At 39.4% G+C, this 20,000-nt stretch carries 15 protein-coding genes; all 15 read left to right on the top strand.

The genetic code is table 11. The features are described 5' to 3' along the window. Position 1 precedes the first annotated feature (1 nt). Positions 2-1,642 (top strand): gliding motility protein RemB, encoded by a 1,641-nt coding sequence (locus ACTHQF_RS13060; protein ID WP_440430669.1) that lies wholly within the window; start codon positions 2-4, stop codon positions 1,640-1,642. Positions 1,643-2,070: 428 nt separating this feature from the next. Beyond that, the gene (locus ACTHQF_RS13055; RefSeq protein WP_440430668.1) at positions 2,071-3,198 is read left to right on the top strand and encodes an ATP-grasp domain-containing protein; all 1,128 of its coding nucleotides are present in this window, start codon (positions 2,071-2,073) and stop codon (positions 3,196-3,198) included. After that, the gene (locus ACTHQF_RS13050) at positions 3,195-3,845 is read left to right on the top strand and encodes an acetyltransferase (protein ID WP_440430667.1); all 651 of its coding nucleotides are present in this window, start codon (positions 3,195-3,197) and stop codon (positions 3,843-3,845) included. The genes ACTHQF_RS13055 and ACTHQF_RS13050 overlap by 4 nt, the downstream gene beginning before the upstream one ends. Beyond that, the gene (rffA, locus tag ACTHQF_RS13045; protein WP_440430666.1) at positions 3,832-4,959 is read left to right on the top strand and encodes a dTDP-4-amino-4,6-dideoxygalactose transaminase; all 1,128 of its coding nucleotides are present in this window, start codon (positions 3,832-3,834) and stop codon (positions 4,957-4,959) included. The genes ACTHQF_RS13050 and rffA overlap by 14 nt, the downstream gene beginning before the upstream one ends. Then, the gene (locus tag ACTHQF_RS13040) at positions 4,956-6,392 is read left to right on the top strand and encodes a lipopolysaccharide biosynthesis protein (RefSeq protein ID WP_440430665.1); all 1,437 of its coding nucleotides are present in this window, start codon (positions 4,956-4,958) and stop codon (positions 6,390-6,392) included. Before rffA ends, ACTHQF_RS13040 begins: the two co-directional genes overlap by 4 nt. A gap of 96 nt (positions 6,393-6,488) precedes the next feature. After that, a complete protein-coding gene (locus tag ACTHQF_RS13035; RefSeq protein ID WP_440430664.1) occupies positions 6,489-7,580 on the top strand; it encodes a TDP-N-acetylfucosamine:lipid II N-acetylfucosaminyltransferase in 1,092 nt (363 codons plus the stop codon). A gap of 211 nt (positions 7,581-7,791) precedes the next feature. Next, on the top strand, positions 7,792-9,729 hold the full coding sequence (locus ACTHQF_RS13030) for a polysaccharide biosynthesis protein (protein WP_440430663.1): 1,938 nt from the start codon (positions 7,792-7,794) through the stop codon (positions 9,727-9,729). Continuing rightward, entirely contained in the window at positions 9,730-10,293 is a 564-nt protein-coding gene (gene rfbC / locus ACTHQF_RS13025; RefSeq protein WP_440430662.1) for a dTDP-4-dehydrorhamnose 3,5-epimerase, read from the top strand. It begins immediately after the preceding gene. 244 nt (positions 10,294-10,537) lie between these two features. After that, positions 10,538-11,695 (top strand): metallophosphoesterase family protein, encoded by a 1,158-nt coding sequence (locus tag ACTHQF_RS13020; protein ID WP_440430661.1) that lies wholly within the window; start codon positions 10,538-10,540, stop codon positions 11,693-11,695. A gap of 76 nt (positions 11,696-11,771) precedes the next feature. Further along, positions 11,772-12,479, top strand: a complete 708-nt coding sequence (locus ACTHQF_RS13015; RefSeq protein WP_440430660.1) for a glycosyltransferase family 2 protein — start codon at positions 11,772-11,774, stop codon at positions 12,477-12,479. A 119-nt stretch (positions 12,480-12,598) separates the two neighbouring features. Next, positions 12,599-13,759, top strand: a complete 1,161-nt coding sequence (locus ACTHQF_RS13010; RefSeq protein ID WP_440430659.1) for a glycosyltransferase family 4 protein — start codon at positions 12,599-12,601, stop codon at positions 13,757-13,759. Between the two features lie 137 nt (positions 13,760-13,896). Next, positions 13,897-16,422 carry an SLBB domain-containing protein gene (locus ACTHQF_RS13005; protein WP_440430658.1) on the top strand — a complete coding sequence of 842 codons (2,526 nt, stop codon included), beginning with the start codon at positions 13,897-13,899 and terminating at the stop codon, positions 16,420-16,422. Positions 16,423-16,437: 15 nt separating this feature from the next. After that, a complete protein-coding gene (locus ACTHQF_RS13000; protein WP_440430657.1) occupies positions 16,438-17,520 on the top strand; it encodes a lipopolysaccharide biosynthesis protein in 1,083 nt (360 codons plus the stop codon). Between the two features lie 9 nt (positions 17,521-17,529). Then, on the top strand, positions 17,530-18,573 hold the full coding sequence (locus tag ACTHQF_RS12995; protein WP_440430656.1) for a glycosyltransferase family 2 protein: 1,044 nt from the start codon (positions 17,530-17,532) through the stop codon (positions 18,571-18,573). A gap of 66 nt (positions 18,574-18,639) precedes the next feature. Further along, entirely contained in the window at positions 18,640-19,998 is a 1,359-nt protein-coding gene (locus tag ACTHQF_RS12990; RefSeq protein WP_440430655.1) for an SDR family NAD(P)-dependent oxidoreductase, read from the top strand. The last annotated feature ends 2 nt before the right edge of the window (positions 19,999-20,000 follow it).

Below are 20,000 nucleotides of genomic sequence, written 5' to 3'. Positions count from 1 at the left end.
CTTGAAAACGAATTTAAACCGCAGCCCCATTGGTATATTGTATATGCTGCTTGCGTGTATCGCATGCAGTCAAAGCACCTTTGCACAGACGGAGACACCGAATGTAAACCTGCCTTATTCTTATCAGTTTTATCAAAAGCTGAATAAGCAGGTTTATGATGTGAATACAAGAATGCATAGTTCTGTTCGAAGTTATTATGCGGATGATACGTTGCTTGTTGGCCGCTATGATGAATTGATGCGCCTTGGTACAGATAGCAATGTTTACCATAAATGGCTTAGAAGGAAAATCACAGATGAACATTTGTTAAACTTCAAGTCGGAAGATTATGATATTTATGCAGACTTCCTCCCAGATTTTCAGATTGGTCGTGAGTTTCAAGATGGTCAAGGCACCTGGAAAAATACGAGGGGGTACCAGATAGGCGGGACAATTGGAAAGAAGTTTTCTTTTTACACCAGTGGTTACGAGAATCAAGCTCAATTTGCCAATTATTTAACCAGATTCATCAATACCAATAAAGTTGTGCCGAGTGAAATGTCAGGAAAGTTAGATGGCAAGACTAAAGATTGGGCATATGTTTCAGCATTGGTGTCTTATACACCAAATAAGTATCTTAACCTGGCACTTGGTTATGATAAGAACTTTATTGGTGACGGCTACCGGTCCATGTTGTTGTCTGATGTTGCGGCTAATTATTCGTTTGCAAGGATTAGAGCGACCGTAGGTAATGTGCAATATCAGACGATCTTTTCTTACATGATTGACAATCAGGCTCCACGTCTAACTACCGACCGCAGGCTGGGCTCCAGAGGTAAATGGAACGCTATGCACTATCTGGATTGGAATGTAAATAATCGCTTGTCAGTTGGTCTCTTCCAGGCTGTTACCTGGGCAGATGCGGAGCCGGAGGGTAAACGCGGTTTCGACTTTAACTATATCCATCCATTCGTATTCTTAAGGCCGATAGAGGGTGCAAATACTTCATCACCAGACAAGATGCGTCTCGGTACGAACTTGAAATATGAGCTATTTGAAAAGACTGCGGTGTACGTGCAGTTTATGATTGACGAATTTACAGCAAAAGAGTTCTTTGCCGGAAAGGGTTATTGGGCTAACAAGTATGCCGTACAGCTAGGCGTTAGGGGATCTGATCTATTCAAGGTAAACAGCTTAAATTACCTGGCGGAATTTAATACGGCAAGGCCATATACCTATTCCCATTTTCAACGATTGACCAGTTATTCTGGTATGAGTCAGCCTTTGGCACATCCATTAGGTGCCAATTTTAGAGAGTTTCTTGGGATCTTGAACTATAGTTACAGGCGATTTGATTTTCAAGCAGAGGCGACCTATTCTAGGTATGGTTTGGACCCGGTAGGAAAGAATTATGGTTCCAATATCTTCAAGCCGTACAATACTCGCGTAGCCGAATATGGAAATGTAATTGGTCAGGGGCTGAAGACTGACCTAAATTTCCTTGAAGCAAAGGTTTCCTATTTGCTTAATCCGAAGTACAATTTGAGGATTGAACTTGGTGGAATATATCGAAGAGAAAAGTCTGTGGAGTTTACACAGAGGACTCAGCTAATTACCTTTGGTTTAAGAAGTACATTTAGAAATTTATATCAGGATTATTAGACAATACCACGATAAATACATTCCAGCTTTAAAGCGCCTGCAATGTATTGGAATTAACTCGTAGATGAAACATATAACACTTATCTTTACAATTAAATAAACTCGGTTCTTCTATGAAGCAACGTTCTCTCTGGCTGTATAAAGTTTTCGCTTTCACTGTCTACCGGGCATCAACTGGACAGCTGGGTGATTTTGAGCACTCTTTAGTACGATGTCACCTAATAATGCCGAATCTCTCAAATCAGAGATGCCATAAGAATAAAATTTTATATGCTTGTGGCGCCTTATGTTAAATATGGCGCAGCTCAGACGCTTTTTGATCTCAATCTAAAAGTTTCAATTTAGCTTAGATGTTAGCAGCTGTCTCTTGACCTTGCATGAACATTCAATCTCAAGATTCTTGGAATATTATTTTTAGTTATAAAAGGATGATGAACAATAAAAAGAAAATAGCAATCATTGGCGCTAGTTACCTTCAGCTTCCACTCGTTTTAAAAGCAAAAGAAATGGACTTAGAAACACACTGTTTTGCTTGGATGGAGGGCGCTGTGTGTGCCAATGTAGCTGATTTCTACTATCCAATTTCCATATTGGACAAAGAAGCAATTCTTCGGAAGTGCAAGGACATTGGGATAAATGGCATTACAACTATCGCAAGTGATATAGGTATGCCTACAATTAGTTACGTTGCCGAAGAACTAGGCTTAGTTAGCAATTCGTATGAATCATCTTTATGCTCGACCAACAAAGGACGAATGAGGGCGTCATTTGAAATATCGGGCGTTTCTTCTCCAAAGTATGATGAAATAAATAGTTATGCAGACCTAGAATTAAGAACATTTAACTTTCCGTTGATTGTCAAGCCCGTCGATAGATCGGGAAGTCGGGGCATCTCAAAGGTGGACAATACTGAAGAGCTCAAGACAGCGGTTGAATATGCCTGTTCCGAGTCGCTTGTGGGAAGGTGCATCGTGGAGGAATTTATTAATGGAAGAGAAGTAAGTGTCGAATCAATTTCGTGGCAAGGAAAACACTATATAGTAACCATTACGGATAAAGTAACCACTGGAGCACCTTATTTCGTTGAGCTTGCACATCATCAACCAACCAACTTACCCGAACCTTTAGCAGAGAAAGTTAAACGGGAAACGATAAAGGCATTAGATGCATTGAATGTGAGATATGGTGCTGGCCATACTGAAATTAAGATAACTGATCGAGGAGAAGTTTTCCTTATCGAAGTTGGCGCAAGAATGGGCGGTGACTTCATTGGTTCACATCTCGTTCCGCTTTCTAAAGGATTTGATTACATTAAAGCAGTTTTAGATGTAGCATTAAACCGCTTTGAAATTCCGTCAATTGATGGTGACTCCTCCTTCTCAGGTGTATATTTCCTATGTAAGGAAACATCGAGTTTAAAGAAGGTTTTTGCAGATGAAAACGCATTTGTTGTCGAGAAACAGATTTATAATGATAATCTGAAAAAAGTTGCTAATAGCAGTGATCGTTCTGGATACTTGATATATCATTCAAATAGGAGGGTAGAACTTTTATGAAACGACTAGCGATAATTGGTTCTGGTGATTTAGGGCGGCAAATTGCCCACCATGCTATCACTGATAATCAATTTCAGGTTATTGGCTTTTTCGATGATTTTAAACCGATTGGGGCAAAGGTTGGAAACCTAGAGGTTCTTGGAAAGTTAAGTGATGTTCTTAATCAATTCAGACATAATCAATTTGATGAGGTTCTTATCGGAGTAGGATATAATCATATGCAGTTCAGGCAAGATTTATATAAATCAATTGTTGGACAAGTACCACTTGCTCGATTAATACATTCTACCTGTATAATAGATAAGTCATGTGTTATTGGTGAGGGAACAATCATCTATCCAGGTGCTATTTTAGACCAAAACGTTTTAGTCAAAGAAAATGCCTTGATAAACCTAGGATGTTGTCTTGCTCATGATACAATCATCGGGGCACATAGCTTTCTGGCCCCCAGAGTTTCTATTGGCGGCTTCTCTAAGCTTGGCGCAAAGTGTATACTTGGGATTAATTGTACTATAATAGACAATCTTACAATTTGTCCAAACACTCAGATTGGGGCTGGTGGAGTTGTAGTTAAAAATATTGACCGTGCTGGTGTATACGTAGGAAATCCAGTAAAATTTATAAGAAAAAATAATGATACCATTTAACAAACCTTACCTCTCAGGTAAAGAAACAGAATACATCCAACTAGCCGTAGAATCTGGTAAAATATCCGGCGATGGAGTTTATACAAAAAAATGCCATGATTTTTTTGAAACGAAATTTGGCTTTAGTAAGGTGCTTTTAACTACATCTTGTACAGATGCGTTAGAGATGGCTGCGATACTTATCGACATACAAGAAGGTGACGAAGTGATTATTCCGTCCTACACGTTCGTGAGTACCGTAAATGCATTTGTTTTAAGAGGTGCTAAAATAGTATTTGCTGATAGCGAGAGTAGCACTCCTAATATAGATGTCGATACGATTGAAAGTTTAATTACCCCTCGAACTAAGGCAATTGTACCTGTTCACTACGCAGGTGTGGCATGTGACATGGACAAGATTATGGAACTAGCTGATAAGCACAAGATATTCGTTGTGGAGGATGCGGCTCAGGCAATCGATAGCTATTATAAAGGTCGTCCGCTCGGTTCTATAGGCCATTTAGCTGCTTTTTCTTTCCATGAAACTAAAAATATTATTTCTGGTGAAGGAGGAATGCTGGTTATTAATGACGAAAGATTCGCTAAGCGTGCAGAAATTATCAGGGAGAAAGGCACCAATAGATCCTCCTTTTTCCGAGGGGAAGTAGATAAATATGGCTGGGTAGACATAGGCTCTTCATTCTTGCCTTCGGATATTATAGCTGCATTTCTTTTCGCACAACTGGAAAATTTGGAGCGTATTCAGAAACGTAGGACGGAGCTTTGGTACAGATATAATGATGGATTTAAGGAAGCGGCTGCTAACAGTTTAATTAATATTCCCTTTATCCCTGAGTATGCTACATGTAATGGCCATATGTTCTATTTAGTTGCTAAAAATCTAGAACAAAGAAATCAAATAATCGATGCTTGTAAATCCAAAAACATTCACCCGGTTTTTCATTATCTGTCGCTCCACAAAAGCCCTTACTTTTCCCAGTATTATATTGGTGATGAGCTTTCTAACTCAGATTTTTATACGGATTCGCTATTAAGACTTCCATTGTATTTTGAGCTGAGTTTTGAAGACCAGGACTTAGTCATTGAATCCATATTAAAGGTGCTTAAAGCTTGAAGTCATTAAAAAAGGTTGCATTAAGTGGCTTCATTTGGGCCCTAACAAATCAACTCAGTCTTACCATAATTGGGTTGGTGGTATCTGGGATATTGAGCAGGCTGATTACACCGTCTGAATTCGGGATCTTGGGAATGGTGACAATAGGAATTGGTTTTCTAAACGTAATAAAGGACTTTGGTTTTGGTGCAGCGCTTGTACAGAAAAAAGAGGTTGATGACGACGAGTACAGTACTGTCTTTTGGATTAACATTATAGTTGGTGTTTTGCTAACTGCCCTAGTATTTGAGGCTGCTCCTCTGATAAGTTCCTATTTTAATGAGCCTCGTGTTGGGGATGTTACTAGAGCGCTTTCCTTTACCTTTGTTATTAATTCTGTTGGAGTTGTCTGGAATAATAAACTCATCAAAGCGATAGCATTCAAGCAAATTTTTTATAGGTCCTTTCTTTCAACTAGCTTGGCTGGCTTCATAGCAGTTATCTTTGCTTTGAAAGGATATGGAGTGTGGGCATTAGTAATTCAGACATACTTAACCTTAATCTTCAATACTATTCTCAACTTCTTGCATGTAAAATGGATTCCAAGGTTCACAATTAAAAAAGAATATTTTTCTGATCTTAAGAAGTTCGGGCTTCCTTTGTTTGCGGACCAATCGATTAACTACTGGGTCAGAAATGTTGATAATCTTCTTGTTGGCCGATATCTTGGAAAGGATCCTCTTGCCTATTATAGCAAGGCTTATGCCTTGATGCTATTGCCCGTGAGACAACTTACCGGTACTTTAACAAAAGTTCTTTTTCCGAGTTTTTCCATTATACAAGATGATAAGGAACAAATAGCTACGATTTATTTAAAAATATCTAGAGTCATAGCTTTCGTCGCATTTCCGATGATGCTTTGTCTATCTGCTCTTGCTGAACCACTTATTCTGATTGTTTATGGTGATAAATGGTTGGAAGTAGTGCCTATTTTCAAGGTGTTGAGCATTCTAGGAATGTTTCAGGCGATTGCAACACTAAGTGGTAATATTTACATGGCTCTCGGTGAAACAAAAAAAATGTTCCAGTTAGGCTTAATTTCGAAAGTCTTAATGATTTCGGGTATAGTGGTTGGGCTTTTTTTAGGAGACTTGATGGGAATGGTGTATGGTTACTGCATTACCTCAGGTTTGGCCTTTTTTATAGAAACTTACAATCTCGGCAAGTTGATTAACCTTAAACTTCGTGCTATTTTAATTAACGTATTACCCTATCTTGTGACTAGCTTTATCTGCTTTTGTCTATTTTCGTTGAATATCATTCCTGCTTTCTTAAACGTAGTAGCTGAATTTGCTATTAAAGCCTTAGCCTTTTCACTTGCATATTTAGCTTTATCATATATCTTTAAAGTTGAAGCCATGGGAGATCTTTACAAGCTTATTAGATATAGGTAGAATGATCCCACTGATATACCACGAAAGTACAGAAGCGATAATCAATTACTTGACACACCAAATTCTACCATGCGACTAAAGAAGATTGTAAATATTATGCCAGACGAAAAATTCTTGGACTATTACATCACCATGTCAGAGAAGTTTATACCTGGAAAATCGTCTTACATTGTTCTTGCTGGCAAGTCGGGTTTAAAATACATTAGATCTACTAGTTCCGACATTGCTGTTATTAAGTATCATGAGCTAAGTTCTAAAAAGATTCATGAGAATCTGCAAGAGGATAGTGTCGTGATTTTTCATAGCTTCGATGACTTGCTGTTTCCACTCATAAATTCTATGCCTGAATGCGCTAAGAAGGTTTGGCTTTTTTGGGGCTCAGATGGCTATACGGCTCTCCGTAGGTCTACTTACCTAAGCTTTCGCTCAAACCAGTTTATGTACCCGCGATCGGTTCTAGGGGCTGCTAAATTTACATTAAGCCGTATAAAAAGCAGTCTCATTTTGAAAGAAAATCTTCGTGTGCAGAATATCATACGTAAAATGGACTATTGCGCCACATGGGTGGATGAGGATTATGTATTAGCTAAAAAATTTAATCCAAGTTTAAGGCGGTTATACTTCAACTACTTTACAACAGAATTAATGAAGCTAGATGAGCTTCAACTTCAAGATAGAAATTTGGAAAATATACTTTTGGGCAATTCTGGAGCACCAACTAATAATCATGTTGAGGCACTTACGTATCTTAAATCCATTAATTTTGAAGGAAAAATTTATTGTCCATTATCTTACGGCCAATCGCAATTGTACATTAGGAATGTTTGTGCACTCGGGCATAAATTCTTCGGCGCGAAATTCATTCCTCTACTTGACTTTCTACCACTGAACGAATACCAAGAGATTATAAATAATTGTGGAATAGTTTGGATGAACCATAAAAGACAACAAGCAGGTGGGAATTTATTAACTGCATTTTTAACACAAAAAGCTGTAATAACTCATCCGAAAAATCCGCTAAATAGTACTTTTGATAGGTGGGGACTCAAATACTTCCAGAAAAAAGTGCTAACTAGTCCTCAACACCTATTAGAAGTAGATCTTCGGGACAACCGGCTGGTCGTCCTTGAAAAATTAGCTATGGAGAACAATTCCAGTTTCTTTAATGCGATTGTTGGCCTAGATTGATTAGGCAGATTTGAACCAGCATCTGAAAGCACGCTTCACCATCATAGCAAGTCCTGAACTTGTTTGCATATAGAGGATGCCTCCCAGTCGTCGAAGCTGCCAGTTAGCCATGAATCTACTGTATTATTAGCTGTGTTGCAGCATTGTTTCCTTGATTGGTGAAAAATTTGGTCTACTATTGTTATCATTGTATTAAATTTTAAAAATGGTAATGTTCTCGAAGATTGAAATTGTACCGCGTTGGATTATTTTTGCAATAGACATTTGCTTAAGTGTGATCGCCCTGTTGCTTGCAGAAGTGATTTCTAAGAATTTCAACATCACCTCCATAGACTTTCAGACCCTCTACCAGTCTGCCTTATCGGTCATTGTTGTAAATAGCATTGTCTTTTGTATTCTTAAAACGTATGCTGGCATTGTACGTTACACCTCAGCACAAGATTCTGTAAAAATCCTTGGGTCAGTCTTACTAAGTGCATTTTTAATCTTTATTCTAAACGCCGTTCTGGTCACTCTTTATGGGCATACGCTGATTAGTTTCACAACTCTAGTAAACTTTACCTTATTCAGCTTCTTGATTCTGACTGCCTACCGTATGATGGCCAAGTCTGCATTTTTGTTTTTTAAACATGCGAAAATTGACAAGCGCAGAGTTATTATTTATGGAGCTGGTGAAGCTGGCTTAGTGACAAAAAGAACCTTCGATCATGATCCAAAAACTAACAAGAAAATTGTCGCCTTTGTAGACGATGATGATCGTAAAATCGGTAAAACAGTCAATGGTATTATTATCAAACCGGCCACTGAATTGGATGGGATAATCAATAGTAAAGAGGTGGATGAACTCATTTTTGCAAGCTATTCAATTCCTGCAACACGCAAGAACCAAATTGTAGATCTTTGTCTTGATAAAGGGATTCGGGTCCTTAACATTCCACCACCGGAGGTTTTAACCAAACCAAACATTAGTCCCAAGCTTATTCACAAGATAAATATTGAGGATCTTCTGGATCGTAAGCCTATCCGCATGGATATGCAGGGCATTGGTGCAGAATTGAAAGGGAAACGGGTACTGGTTAGTGGTGCCGCGGGCTCTATTGGGTCTGAAATTGTTCGTCAGCTTACAAAATTTGAAACAGCGCTGATTATTATTCTCGATCAGAGTGAGACAGCTCTCCATAATCTTTCATTGGAAATGAGCGAACATAAATCTGGATCCAACGTGCATGCCTTTATTGGTGACGTGAAAGATTCAGGACGTATGGCTTTCCTGTTTAGCCACTTCAAACCACAATATGTCTATCATGCTGCTGCTTATAAACATGTGCCACTGATGGAAGATAATCCGGCAGAGTCAGTAAAAACTAATGTCCTCGGCACGAAGACTATGGCTGATCTTGCAGTAAAGCACAACGTTGAAAAGTTTGTAATGATCTCAACGGACAAAGCAGTCAATCCTACGAACATTATGGGGGCATGCAAACGGATTGCCGAGATTTATGTACAATCCTTGAATAATACGCCAACTGCACTTGGAACTCGATTCATAACTACACGCTTTGGTAATGTACTTGGCTCAAATGGCTCTGTAATCCCCAGGTTTAAACAACAAATTGAACGCGGTGGGCCAGTTACGGTGACTCACCCGGATATTACCCGTTATTTCATGACGATTCCGGAAGCTTGTCAGCTGGTATTGGAAGCCGGATACATGGGAAAAGGTGGTGAGATTTTTATCTTTGATATGGGTAAATCCGTTAAGATTGCTGATCTCGCCAAGCGTATGATCCAATTAGCCGGTATGGAGCCTAATAAAGATATCCAAATATCTTACTCCGGACTACGGCCTGGAGAAAAATTGTATGAAGAGCTGCTTAATGATAATGAAAATACTTTGCCTACACATCATGAAAAAATCATGATCGGGAAAGTTCGTGAATATGTTTTTGAGGAGGTTGAAAAGGAAGTGATTAGTCTTATTTCAGATGCTATTGTAAATGACAATCGTAGAGTGGTTTTAAAAATGAAAAGATTAGTACCAGAATTTAAAAGTAAAAACTCTAAGTTTGAAGAGTTGGATCATTTGTTAGAAAATGAAATCTCTACCATTATTCCGGGTGACATCCATAATAGTGACAAATTAGCTTAAATGGAACTATCAAAAACTGCTATACCAGATTGCCTCGTGATTAAGCCTACCATATTTAGGGACGGGCGCGGTTATTTTTTCGAAAGCTTTAATGAGGAATCTTTTGCTAACCTGAGCGGCATCAGCGTGCGGTTTGTGCAGGATAATCAATCCTGGTCCCAATATGGTGTTTTAAGGGGGCTACACTTTCAGTATGGTGAACATGCCCAAGCGAAACTGGTGCGTGTACTTAAGGGTGAGGTATTAGATGTAGCTGTAGATTTACGTCCGGGTTCTCCAACATTTGGAAAGTATGAAAGTATAATCCTATCTGAAGAGAATCAGCTTCAGTTTTTCATTCCTAAAGGCTTTGCTCATGGCTTTGTTGTGCTTTCTGAAACGGCAGAATTCTTTTATAAGTGCGATAATTATTACAATAAAGCTGCTGAAGGAGGTATTCATTTTGCAGACCCTGCCCTTAATATTAATTGGCAGGTCCCAAGTGATGAGTTGATCGTTTCCGAAAAAGATGCCATCTTACCTTTCCTCGCTGAAGTCACCAATGAGTTAAATAAAATTCTATAGTTATGAAGATTCCGTACTTGTCTTAGCAGGGTACCCGATTTAAAATGGGGTGAATAGCCGATTTACCTTGCATATCAAAGGACTGTATCTGCCAACTTATGCATCGATTAGCTGATTTGGGGTACGAATTTAACATAGTAATGATCCAAGTGTAATTCCTGGTCCACACTTACCCATTTGTATTGAATGCTAATAATGAACACTCTTGCACGCTAAAGTGTATTTTTGAGACTTAACAAAACCAATGAAGTTACGCCTACTCTTAACACTACTTTTAATTCCATCTTTATTTTCGAACTGCTCGAAGGACTCAATTGAACCAAATTTGGCGATTTATGATGAGAAAATTGCACTCGGACGAATTGATAGTTTACAACAATTCAACTTCCTGCATTTTAGTGATGTCCATTATGAATCGAACAATTCAGACGTTAATATGCGGGAAATGTTACTTTTTGCCAATAAGAAGAGGATCAAAGAGGAAATTTCTGCTATTATCTCAACAGGAGATGTATCTAATGGAAGTGCTGGGAAAAGTAAAGAGTCTACAATTCATGAAATTAACTCCTTTATGGAGCGTGCAATTACCAGCCCTAAACCTCTGCTAAATGTCATTGGAAATCATGATGATAACATCAACTACATTGGAACGGTTACAAAAGAAAATTCCTTGGCGAATGCACTTTCCAAAGCTGAGCAATATAATTTATTGGTGAAACCGCTTGTAGATAAATGGCCGCAAATTAAGGGTCAAGAAAATCGTGGCCATCATTATACGGACTTTGATAAGTTCAAGATTCGCATGATCGCGCTAGATGCATATGACTACCCTTTGGTTGGAAATGCAAAAGGTGTGATAAAGTATTGGGTGTCGGGGCATTATTTCTCTCAGCAGGAACTGGATTGGTTTTATGATACCTTAAAGACAACACCTGATGATTATGGATTAATCGTGATGTCACATGCACCCTTTACCAATGGATACACTGTTGGTAACTACATTCAAGGTGTAGATGTTATTCCATCCATCATCAATGCATATAAAAATGGAACTTCCTATACACATGTACATAAAAATAAAGCTTTCCCTGAGCTTTCAACAAGTAAAGTTTTTGACTTTTCAAACGACCAACCGCGTGAATTCATTTGTTATTTGGGTGGGCACATTCACAATCTTCAGTTTTTAAGGGCGGATAAGTTTCCAGATCAGGTATCCATAAACATGTCTAACATGTGGACCAATCCTGATGGCAAAATGTTCAGAAGCAATGAGCAAGAAAGAAATACATTTGCATTCACCTCGGTAGATCGCAAAAAGCGAAAGATCACCGTTGTTGTCTATGGCGCTCACCAGAACAAAACTGGCCTAGCAACAGATCGCGTAACAGTCTTAGATTATTAGTATACGACAGCGTATGGATATCTTTTGTTAAAATTACATTTTTGAAGTTCCAAATTATCAAATAGAGTTCAATAAAATGATCACAATAATTACAGTAGTTTTTAATGGAAAAAAAACAATTCGAGATACTATAGAAAGTGTCTGTAGCCAGACGGTTTTACCGTCAGAATACCTGATTATTGATGGTTTATCTACAGATGGCACCCAAAGCATTGTTGAGGAATATGCTCTGCGCTACCCGTTTATAAGGCTTATATCAGAAAATGACAAGGGGATCTATGATGCAATGAATAAAGGTATACAACTCGCCTCCGGTCAGCTCATCGGAATGATCAATAGCGATGACTGGTATGAGCCCACAGCCATCGAGACAATGATCCAAGCTTATAAAGAACATGGTTCTGGAGTTTATTATGGTATTTTAAGGTATTTAGCTGATGATCAAGAATATTATCTTGAGCGACCAAGTCATATGTTTCCCGCAAAGAGAATGATTCCACATCCAACAACCTTTGTGACTAAAGATATTTATAATGCTAACGGATGCTTTGATTTAACATATCGTTATTCATCTGACCTGGACTTTATCATTAGGTTATATAAAGCTGGGGTTCCATTTCATCCCGTTAATACCATTATAGCCAACTTCAGAATTGGTGGTGCTTCTTATACCACCGAAGCTAAAATAGAGGCATTGAAAGTTCGAAGGGCTTGGGGGCTCATAACCAGTAGACAACTCCGGTTAACATCAATGCTGTTAAGAGCAAGAGCACTTTTTAAATAAAATTCAGATAGCAGATTAACCTGAGTAAATCCTTGGAGGTACTAGCTGCTTTCTTTTGCTAATAGTCAAGACACATCGTGAAAACAAGAATGACCTATACTTAATACTATTCACCGCCTATGCCTAAAATCAAGATTCTCTCGGTAACTCATTACTCAGCTTTGTATGGTGCAAACCGCTCTCTATTGAATTTAATTGAAGGCACCAGAGACTATGTGGATTGGACGGTAATATGCAGGGGCGGTGGTGGAATTTCTGGCGATATTCGGCAAGAGTTGGCTAGATTGCATGTGAAGTGTTATGTGCTTCCGTTTAGAGTTGATATTTTCCTTTCGAAAACTGCCCGAAAGAACAATTCATATGTTTTTGCAATAGAACTTATATATAACATGCTTTTCGCACTTTTGATCAGTGCCTATGCACGGGTAAAGAATATTAAGTTTATCCATTCTAATACTACTGCGAGTTGCCTAGGCGCTTACATTAGTTTCATTAGCAGAATCCCTCACTTATGGCATTTTAGGGAATTTTTGGACAAAGATTATCATCATGAATATAAGTTTGGGTTTAAATATTTGGCATACTGGGCGAATAAAGCCACATATATAATTTCTATATCCAAATCTATTGATGCCATCGCGGTTAAAGCCCGGGGCATTAATGCGAGAAGTCAGCTCATCTATAATGGGGTAATTGGGGACCAAGAATTGCCGATGTTAAATATCCGGAAGATAGGTGCAGTTGCCCGTTTAGCAATCGTAGGCTTAATTGACAAATCGAAAAATCAGTATGAAGCGATCTTAGCTGTCCAGACCTTAACTGAAAAAGGCATTACTGTCACGCTGGATATCATCGGAGAAGCGAGGGGAGCATACTACATGCAGCTGCTGGAGTATGTAAAGCAGCATGACCTGGAAAATACTGTGTTTTTTAAAGGTTATAAATCTAGTCAATCTGAGATATTTAGTCAGATAGACATCACACTCATGTGTTCTCCGAATGAGGCAATGGGTCGGGTTACTGTTGAAAGCATGGCGCATAGTACGCCAGTGATTGGGTATAATAGTGCAGGTACTTCCGAATTGATTGAACACGGAAAATCAGGACTTTTGTACGACGGCGATGCTGTTGAGTTGGCTGCAGCAATTGAGCGCCTTATCAATGACTTTCCGTTATACAAGTACATTGTGCAGAACGGCTATAACAAAGTTAAGTCAGAACTAACGGTGGAACACTATGCATATCAGTTTCTGAGCTTGCTAAGAGGGATAAAGCATTAAGTTGAATATTTATCTGCTCTGGTGGACTGTTCAATACTAATACTGAGACTCAAGGCTTTGATAGTACCAAAAATAAATGTTCCTTTGCAGATTATATGGGACCAAACTAAAAGCCCATATATAATGCCTCAAAACCTATGAACAGAATTGTACGGATAGTATACCTCATTGTCTTTATTTGCCTTGGTTTCTCGACCAATATGTTTGCTCAAAGCATGTCTAATGTAAGGGTAGACGAATTATCTGATAGTCAAATTAGAAGTTTTATAAACCAGGTGCAGGCCTCCGGCCTTCCTGACGCTCAAATTGAGCAGGTCGCCATAGCAAGAGGAATGGCAAATGCAGAAGTGCAAAAACTTCGTGAGCGCGTAAATAGGCTAAAAAACAGCGGGGGCATTACGGATCGGGCCACGTTCACTAAAACACCAGATAGTTTAAGCCAGAAAAAACAGACTTTACGGGAATATAGTGCGGCGCAGTTCGGAGATTCTATCGCCTCTGATCCAGACACTGAAGCACAAAAGGCACTGGATGAATTAAAATCTAGGATTTTCGGAGCTTCACTATTTAAGAATGCAAATCCTCAATTTGTAACCAACCTCAATATTGCTACGCCAAAGAATTATGTAGTTGGAACAGGAGATGTACTGAATATTTCCATCTATGGCTATTCAGAAGCGCAATACGAATTAACAGTGACTCCAGAGGGCAGCATTAACATTCCAAATGTAGGGGTAATAATGGTAGCAGGTGCAACAATCGAACAGGCAAGCACCAGGATCAAAAATCAATTGGCAAAGGTTTATACAGCCATCGGCAGTGGCAATACAAGGGTAAATATCACAGTTGGTAATATACGGAGCATAAACGTTATCCTCACAGGTGAAATTGTCCGCCCGGGAACTTATACACTTCCTTCCTTAGCATCTGTATTTAACGCCTTATATGCATCCGGTGGTCCCACCGAAAATGGAACGATGCGTGATATCCGGATACTTAGAAACGGACGTGTAGTTTCGATTTTGGACGTTTATGATTTTTTGGTTGATGGAAGTTTGAAAAATAACATTATACTTCAGGATCAGGATGTGATTTTCGTGCCGGCTTATCATAAGCGTGTTGAGCTAATTGGTGAAGTAAAACGTCCTGCTTTGTTCGAGATCAAGAACAATGAAACTTTTCAGAACCTTTTAGATGTTTCTGGAGGGTTTACCGAATATGCCTACCAGGACCGAGTACAGGTTTTAAAGAACACCCGAAAAGAACGGCGAATTGAAGATCTACTGTCAAGCCAGTTTGCTCAGTATAGCCCGGAAAGTGGCGATAAATTCATGGTATCCCGCATTTTGGAACGCTTCGAAAACCGCGTGGTCATCAATGGTGCCGTGTTTCGGCCTGGAGCCTTTGAACTTAGTCCAGGCTTGACATTATCCATGCTAATCAAAAAAGCTGATGGTGTAACCCAGGATGCATTCCTAAACTTAGGTACGATAACAAGGCAGAAAGAAGATTTACAATCCGAGCAGTTAAGCTTTAATGTTGCTGCAATTTTAGCCGGAACGGCACCTGACATTCCGTTACGCAAAGAAGATGTAATAACGATTTCGTCAATTTTTGATCTCAGAGATGAATACACTGTAGAAATACTTGGAGAAGTTCGGATACCAGGCTCATACGCTTTTTCTGAAGGTAGGACAGTCAAAGATCTTATCTTTGAAGCCGGAGGTTTTAAGGAAAGTGCATCCCCGTTGCGAGTGGAGATTTCGCGGCGAATGACTGATGTAAACGTTACAGCTGGTACAGGACAACGAGCCAAGGTATATCAAGTTAACCTCAATAAAGCCTTTGAAGGTGAAGGGGCGAATTTTATTCTTGAGCCTTTCGATCTAGTTGTAGTGCGCACAGCTCCTGGTTACGAGACTCAGAAAACAGTTCAGATTGAAGGTGAGGTGCTCTTCCCTGGTGTTTATAGTATTAGCAAGAAAGATGAACGCATTACTGACCTGATCACCCGTGCTGGTGGTTTCACGCCGTTCGCTTACGTTAAGGGCGCTTCACTTAAGAGAGAAGCAATAGCAGGACTGCGTACTCAGGCCAGTCGCAGTGATCAAATGGAGGTTAAACGTCAGGAAGAAGATCAAAAGCAGCAAGTCGAGATGCTTAAATCTTTACAACAGGATAACCAAAACGTAGCTTTATCGGATACAGAAATCCAGGAGAAGCTGAAGAATGACTATGTAGGTGTGGATTTTAATAGAATCCTGGAAAATCCGAATAACCGACAAAACCTTTTGTTGAAAGACGGGGATGTGGTCTATGTTCCTAAAGAACAACAAACTGTAGATGTTGGAGGGGAAGTACTATCTCCTGTGACAGCAGTATACCTGCCAAACCGCAGTTTTAAGGACTATATTTCTCAAGCTGGAGGGTTTACGGAACAAGTGCTTAAAAAACGTGCCTATGTAGTATATGCCAATGGATCTGTACAAAGCACGAAATCCTTTTTGGGAATTAAAACCTATCCCAAAATTGAGCCAGGTGCACAAATTTATGTTCCGAAGAAAAAATATCGTGAAAGACAAACGCTCAGTGCGCAAGCCTGGGTGGGGCTGGGGTCTGCTATTGCATCCATGGCAGCAGTAATTGTCACACTTCTGAAGTAAGTTTATAATTATCCCATGAGTACGCAAAACGCAAGCATAAAAGACAGAGTTCCTGATGAGAAAGTTTCATTGAAATACATTTTCATAAAAGTTCAGGGATGGTGGACCTACTTGTTAAGCAAATGGATGCTAATCTTATTGTTTGGCTTAACCGGCGGTGCATTGGGGTTTGTATATGCATCCCTAAAAAAACCATTATATCTGGCCAAACAAACCTTTGTATTGGAGGATCCGGAGAGTAAACGAATGAGCAACCTCGGTGGCCTTGCTAGTATGGCCGGTATTACAGTGTCACCCGAAGGTGGAGGAATATTCCAGGGCAATAACATTATTGAACTCTATAATTCCAGAACCATGTTGAGCGAAACCTTGCTTAGTAATTCAGCTGGTAATGATTCCCTACTCATTGATCGCTATATTGCTTTCAATGAACTTAAAGAGGGTTGGAAAGATTCGCCAAAATTAAAGGATCTCCGATTTGACATACCTAGATCGAAATTTAGCTTGCAGCACGATTCTATAATGGGCGAGATTGTTAAGACAATTCGGGAAAACAATCTGAAGGTGTCAAAACCTGATAAACAGCTAAGCTTAATAGCTGTTGAAACAAGCATAGAGAATGAACAGTTTGCCAAAGATTTTACAGTAGCCCTTGTAGAAAAGGTGAATGACTTCTATGTGGAGACAAAGATTGGGAAATCCGCAGAGAATGTTGCGATCATGCAGTACCAGACTGATTCTGTACGGCGGGCATTGAATGCTGCCATTGGTGGGGTAGCGGCAGCAATGGATGCTAATCCCAATCCAAATCCTGCCCTGAGAATGCTATCGGTGCCCTCCTCTAAAAGAAGGTTCGATGTACAGGCAAACGAAACTATCCTAATGGAACTGGTTAGAAATCTTGAAACATCAAAGATTGCGCTGCGAAGAGAAACACCATTGATACAGGTAATTGACAAACCAATTCTTCCATTGGAGAAGCAGCGGTTTGGCAAACTGACCGGTTTAGCGATCGGCGGATTTTTGGCTGGTTTGTTCATCTGCTTTTTTCTGATTCTTGTAAAAGAGGTGAAGGAAATTCTTGAAGCAGACCTATAATCCCTATTAATGACGATAAATCCTTTAATTTCTATAATCATACCTGCATATAATGTCGGCAAGAATCTTCATGTATGCCTCGACAGTGTTTTAAACCAGTCGTATCCACATTTTGAAATTCTGCTCGTCAACGATGGCAGCATTGATGAAACCGGCGATATATGTGATGAATATGGCAAAAAAGATCCGAGGATTCGGGTATTCCATAAGACTAACGGCGGTGTGGGTTCCGCAAGGAACGTTGGTCTCCGAAATGTTAAAGGCGACTTTATATGTTTTCTCGATTCTGACGACTGGATTGAATCTGACTATTTCGAACAGTTTCTACAAAGCAGGGAAGATGGGAATGCTTTAATCATTTTCAACCATTATGTTGAAAGAAAACAGCAGGTTACCAAAAAATTCTCCTATCAAAATGTAAGTTACAAGAAAAATGATTTCTCATCAGCATTCACGTACCTGAACTTTCTCCGAATTGGCTTTATTTGCGCTAAGTTCTTTTCTTCGGAAATTGTTAAAAAGCACAAGATTGTTTTTCACGAGGAAATCCATTATGCTGAAGACCTGTTGTTCAATCTACAATACCTCAAGTACATTGACCAGCTTAAGTACTTGGATTATACAGGGTATCACTACATGCATTACAATCCGGATTCGTTGTCAAAGACACATAATTCTTTTTTTTCAGAATATCAAGCCTTTGAACTCTTGAAGGCAGAATTAGATGTTATAATCAAATGCTTTGAACTCAGTCATGCTGCACAAGTGTATATTAAGAATTGGCTCGGCAGATTTTTCCTCCGAGCAATTCAGACTTTTTACCATAACAACTCGGCACTTACATTTACGAACCGGATACAGCTGTTGAAAAAGGCGTATCTGCCGCAAAATGTAAAATACCTTGAAGGCATTGAGGTCCTGAAATTGCCAGCGCCAATCCAATTTTCCATTTACCTGTACAAAAAGGGAAGCTTTGCGCTTTATGATCAATATATGAGGCTTTTATTCAAACTTCACCGCATTAAAGTAAACTTGCCGTTAGTTAATCGTTAAGTTTGTGTTCATCATCGATACGAATCAAGCTTCAGTAAACATCGGATAAATAATAATATCATTCAAATGACAAGAAATATTGCTATCATTCTAGCAGGTGGTAAGGGCGTAAGGTTAGACAGCCGTCGGCCAAAACAACTGTTGAAAATTGCTGGTAAAAAAGTTATCGAACATACACTAGAGGTATTTGAAAGCCATCCCGAAATTCACGAAATAGCTATAGTATCCAATCCGGAGCATGTAGGTGATATTGAAGAGGTAGCTCGGGCTAATTCCTTTTCCAAGCTCAAGAAAATTTTGAATGGCGGGGCCGAACGCTATCATTCAAGTCTTTCAGCAATTCAATCCTATGTGGATCAGGATGTAAATCTTATTTTTCATGATGCCGTGCGCCCACTGGTGAACCACAGGATTATATCAGACTGCATTCAAGCTCTAATCACGTATAGTGCCGTTGACGTAGCAATTAAAACTACAGACACAATTATACAGGTTCAGGAAGCATTAGTCGAAGCTATTCCGAACCGCGACTTATTATATAATGGGCAGACACCACAGGCTTTTAGAATTCAAACTATTAAAGCTGCCTATGATTTGGCCTTAAAAGATCCGGCCTTTAAAGCCACTGACGACTGTGGTGTTGTTAAAAAATATATGCCTGGCGAGAAAATCTATGTTGTGAAAGGCGAGCAATTTAACATGAAGCTCACCTATAAAGAAGATGTTTTCTTAATCGACAAATTGTTTCAGCTAAAGTCTTCCTCGGACAATGGTATGCCGCTTTCCGCTGAGATAAAAGCTATGCTAAAGGATAAAGTATTGGTTGTTTTTGGAGGCAGTTATGGGATTGGTAAGGATATTCACGACCTATGTAAATCCTCAGGAACACTGGTCTACTCTTTTAGTCGCTCTAATAACGTTGATGTATCGGCTCAGGAACAGGTTACAGCTGCATTGCAGCAGGTTTTTGCCCGTGAGGGCCGGATCGACTTTGTGGTGAATACTGCGGCCGTCCTTGATAAACAGTCACTTGCCAATATGTCTTACGAAGATATTGTCAGAAGCATAAACATCAACTACCTTGGTTCAGTCATTGTTGCTAAAGAAAGTTTTAAATATTTGCAGGCTACCAAAGGTGCGCTTCTGCTGTATACCTCAAGCTCCTATACCCGAGGCAGGAGCTTGTATAGTATCTATTCCTCTACAAAAGCGGCCATTGTAAACCTTGTTCAGGCGCTAAGCGAAGAATGGGCTGATGTGAGGATTAACTGTATAAATCCGGAACGTACCAAAACGCCAATGCGGATTAAAAACTTCGGAAATGAACCTGAACATTCCCTTCTGAAATCTGAAATTGTAGCTATTGCTTCAATTAATACTTTATTCTCGGATCGGTCAGGCCAGGTTGTTGACGTAAAATTGTAATC

The sequence above is a fragment of the Pedobacter sp. SAFR-022 genome (assembly GCF_051965375.1).
Classification (GTDB): Bacteria; Bacteroidota; Bacteroidia; order Sphingobacteriales; family Sphingobacteriaceae; genus Pedobacter.
This window is presented reverse-complemented; position numbering and strand designations above follow the sequence as displayed.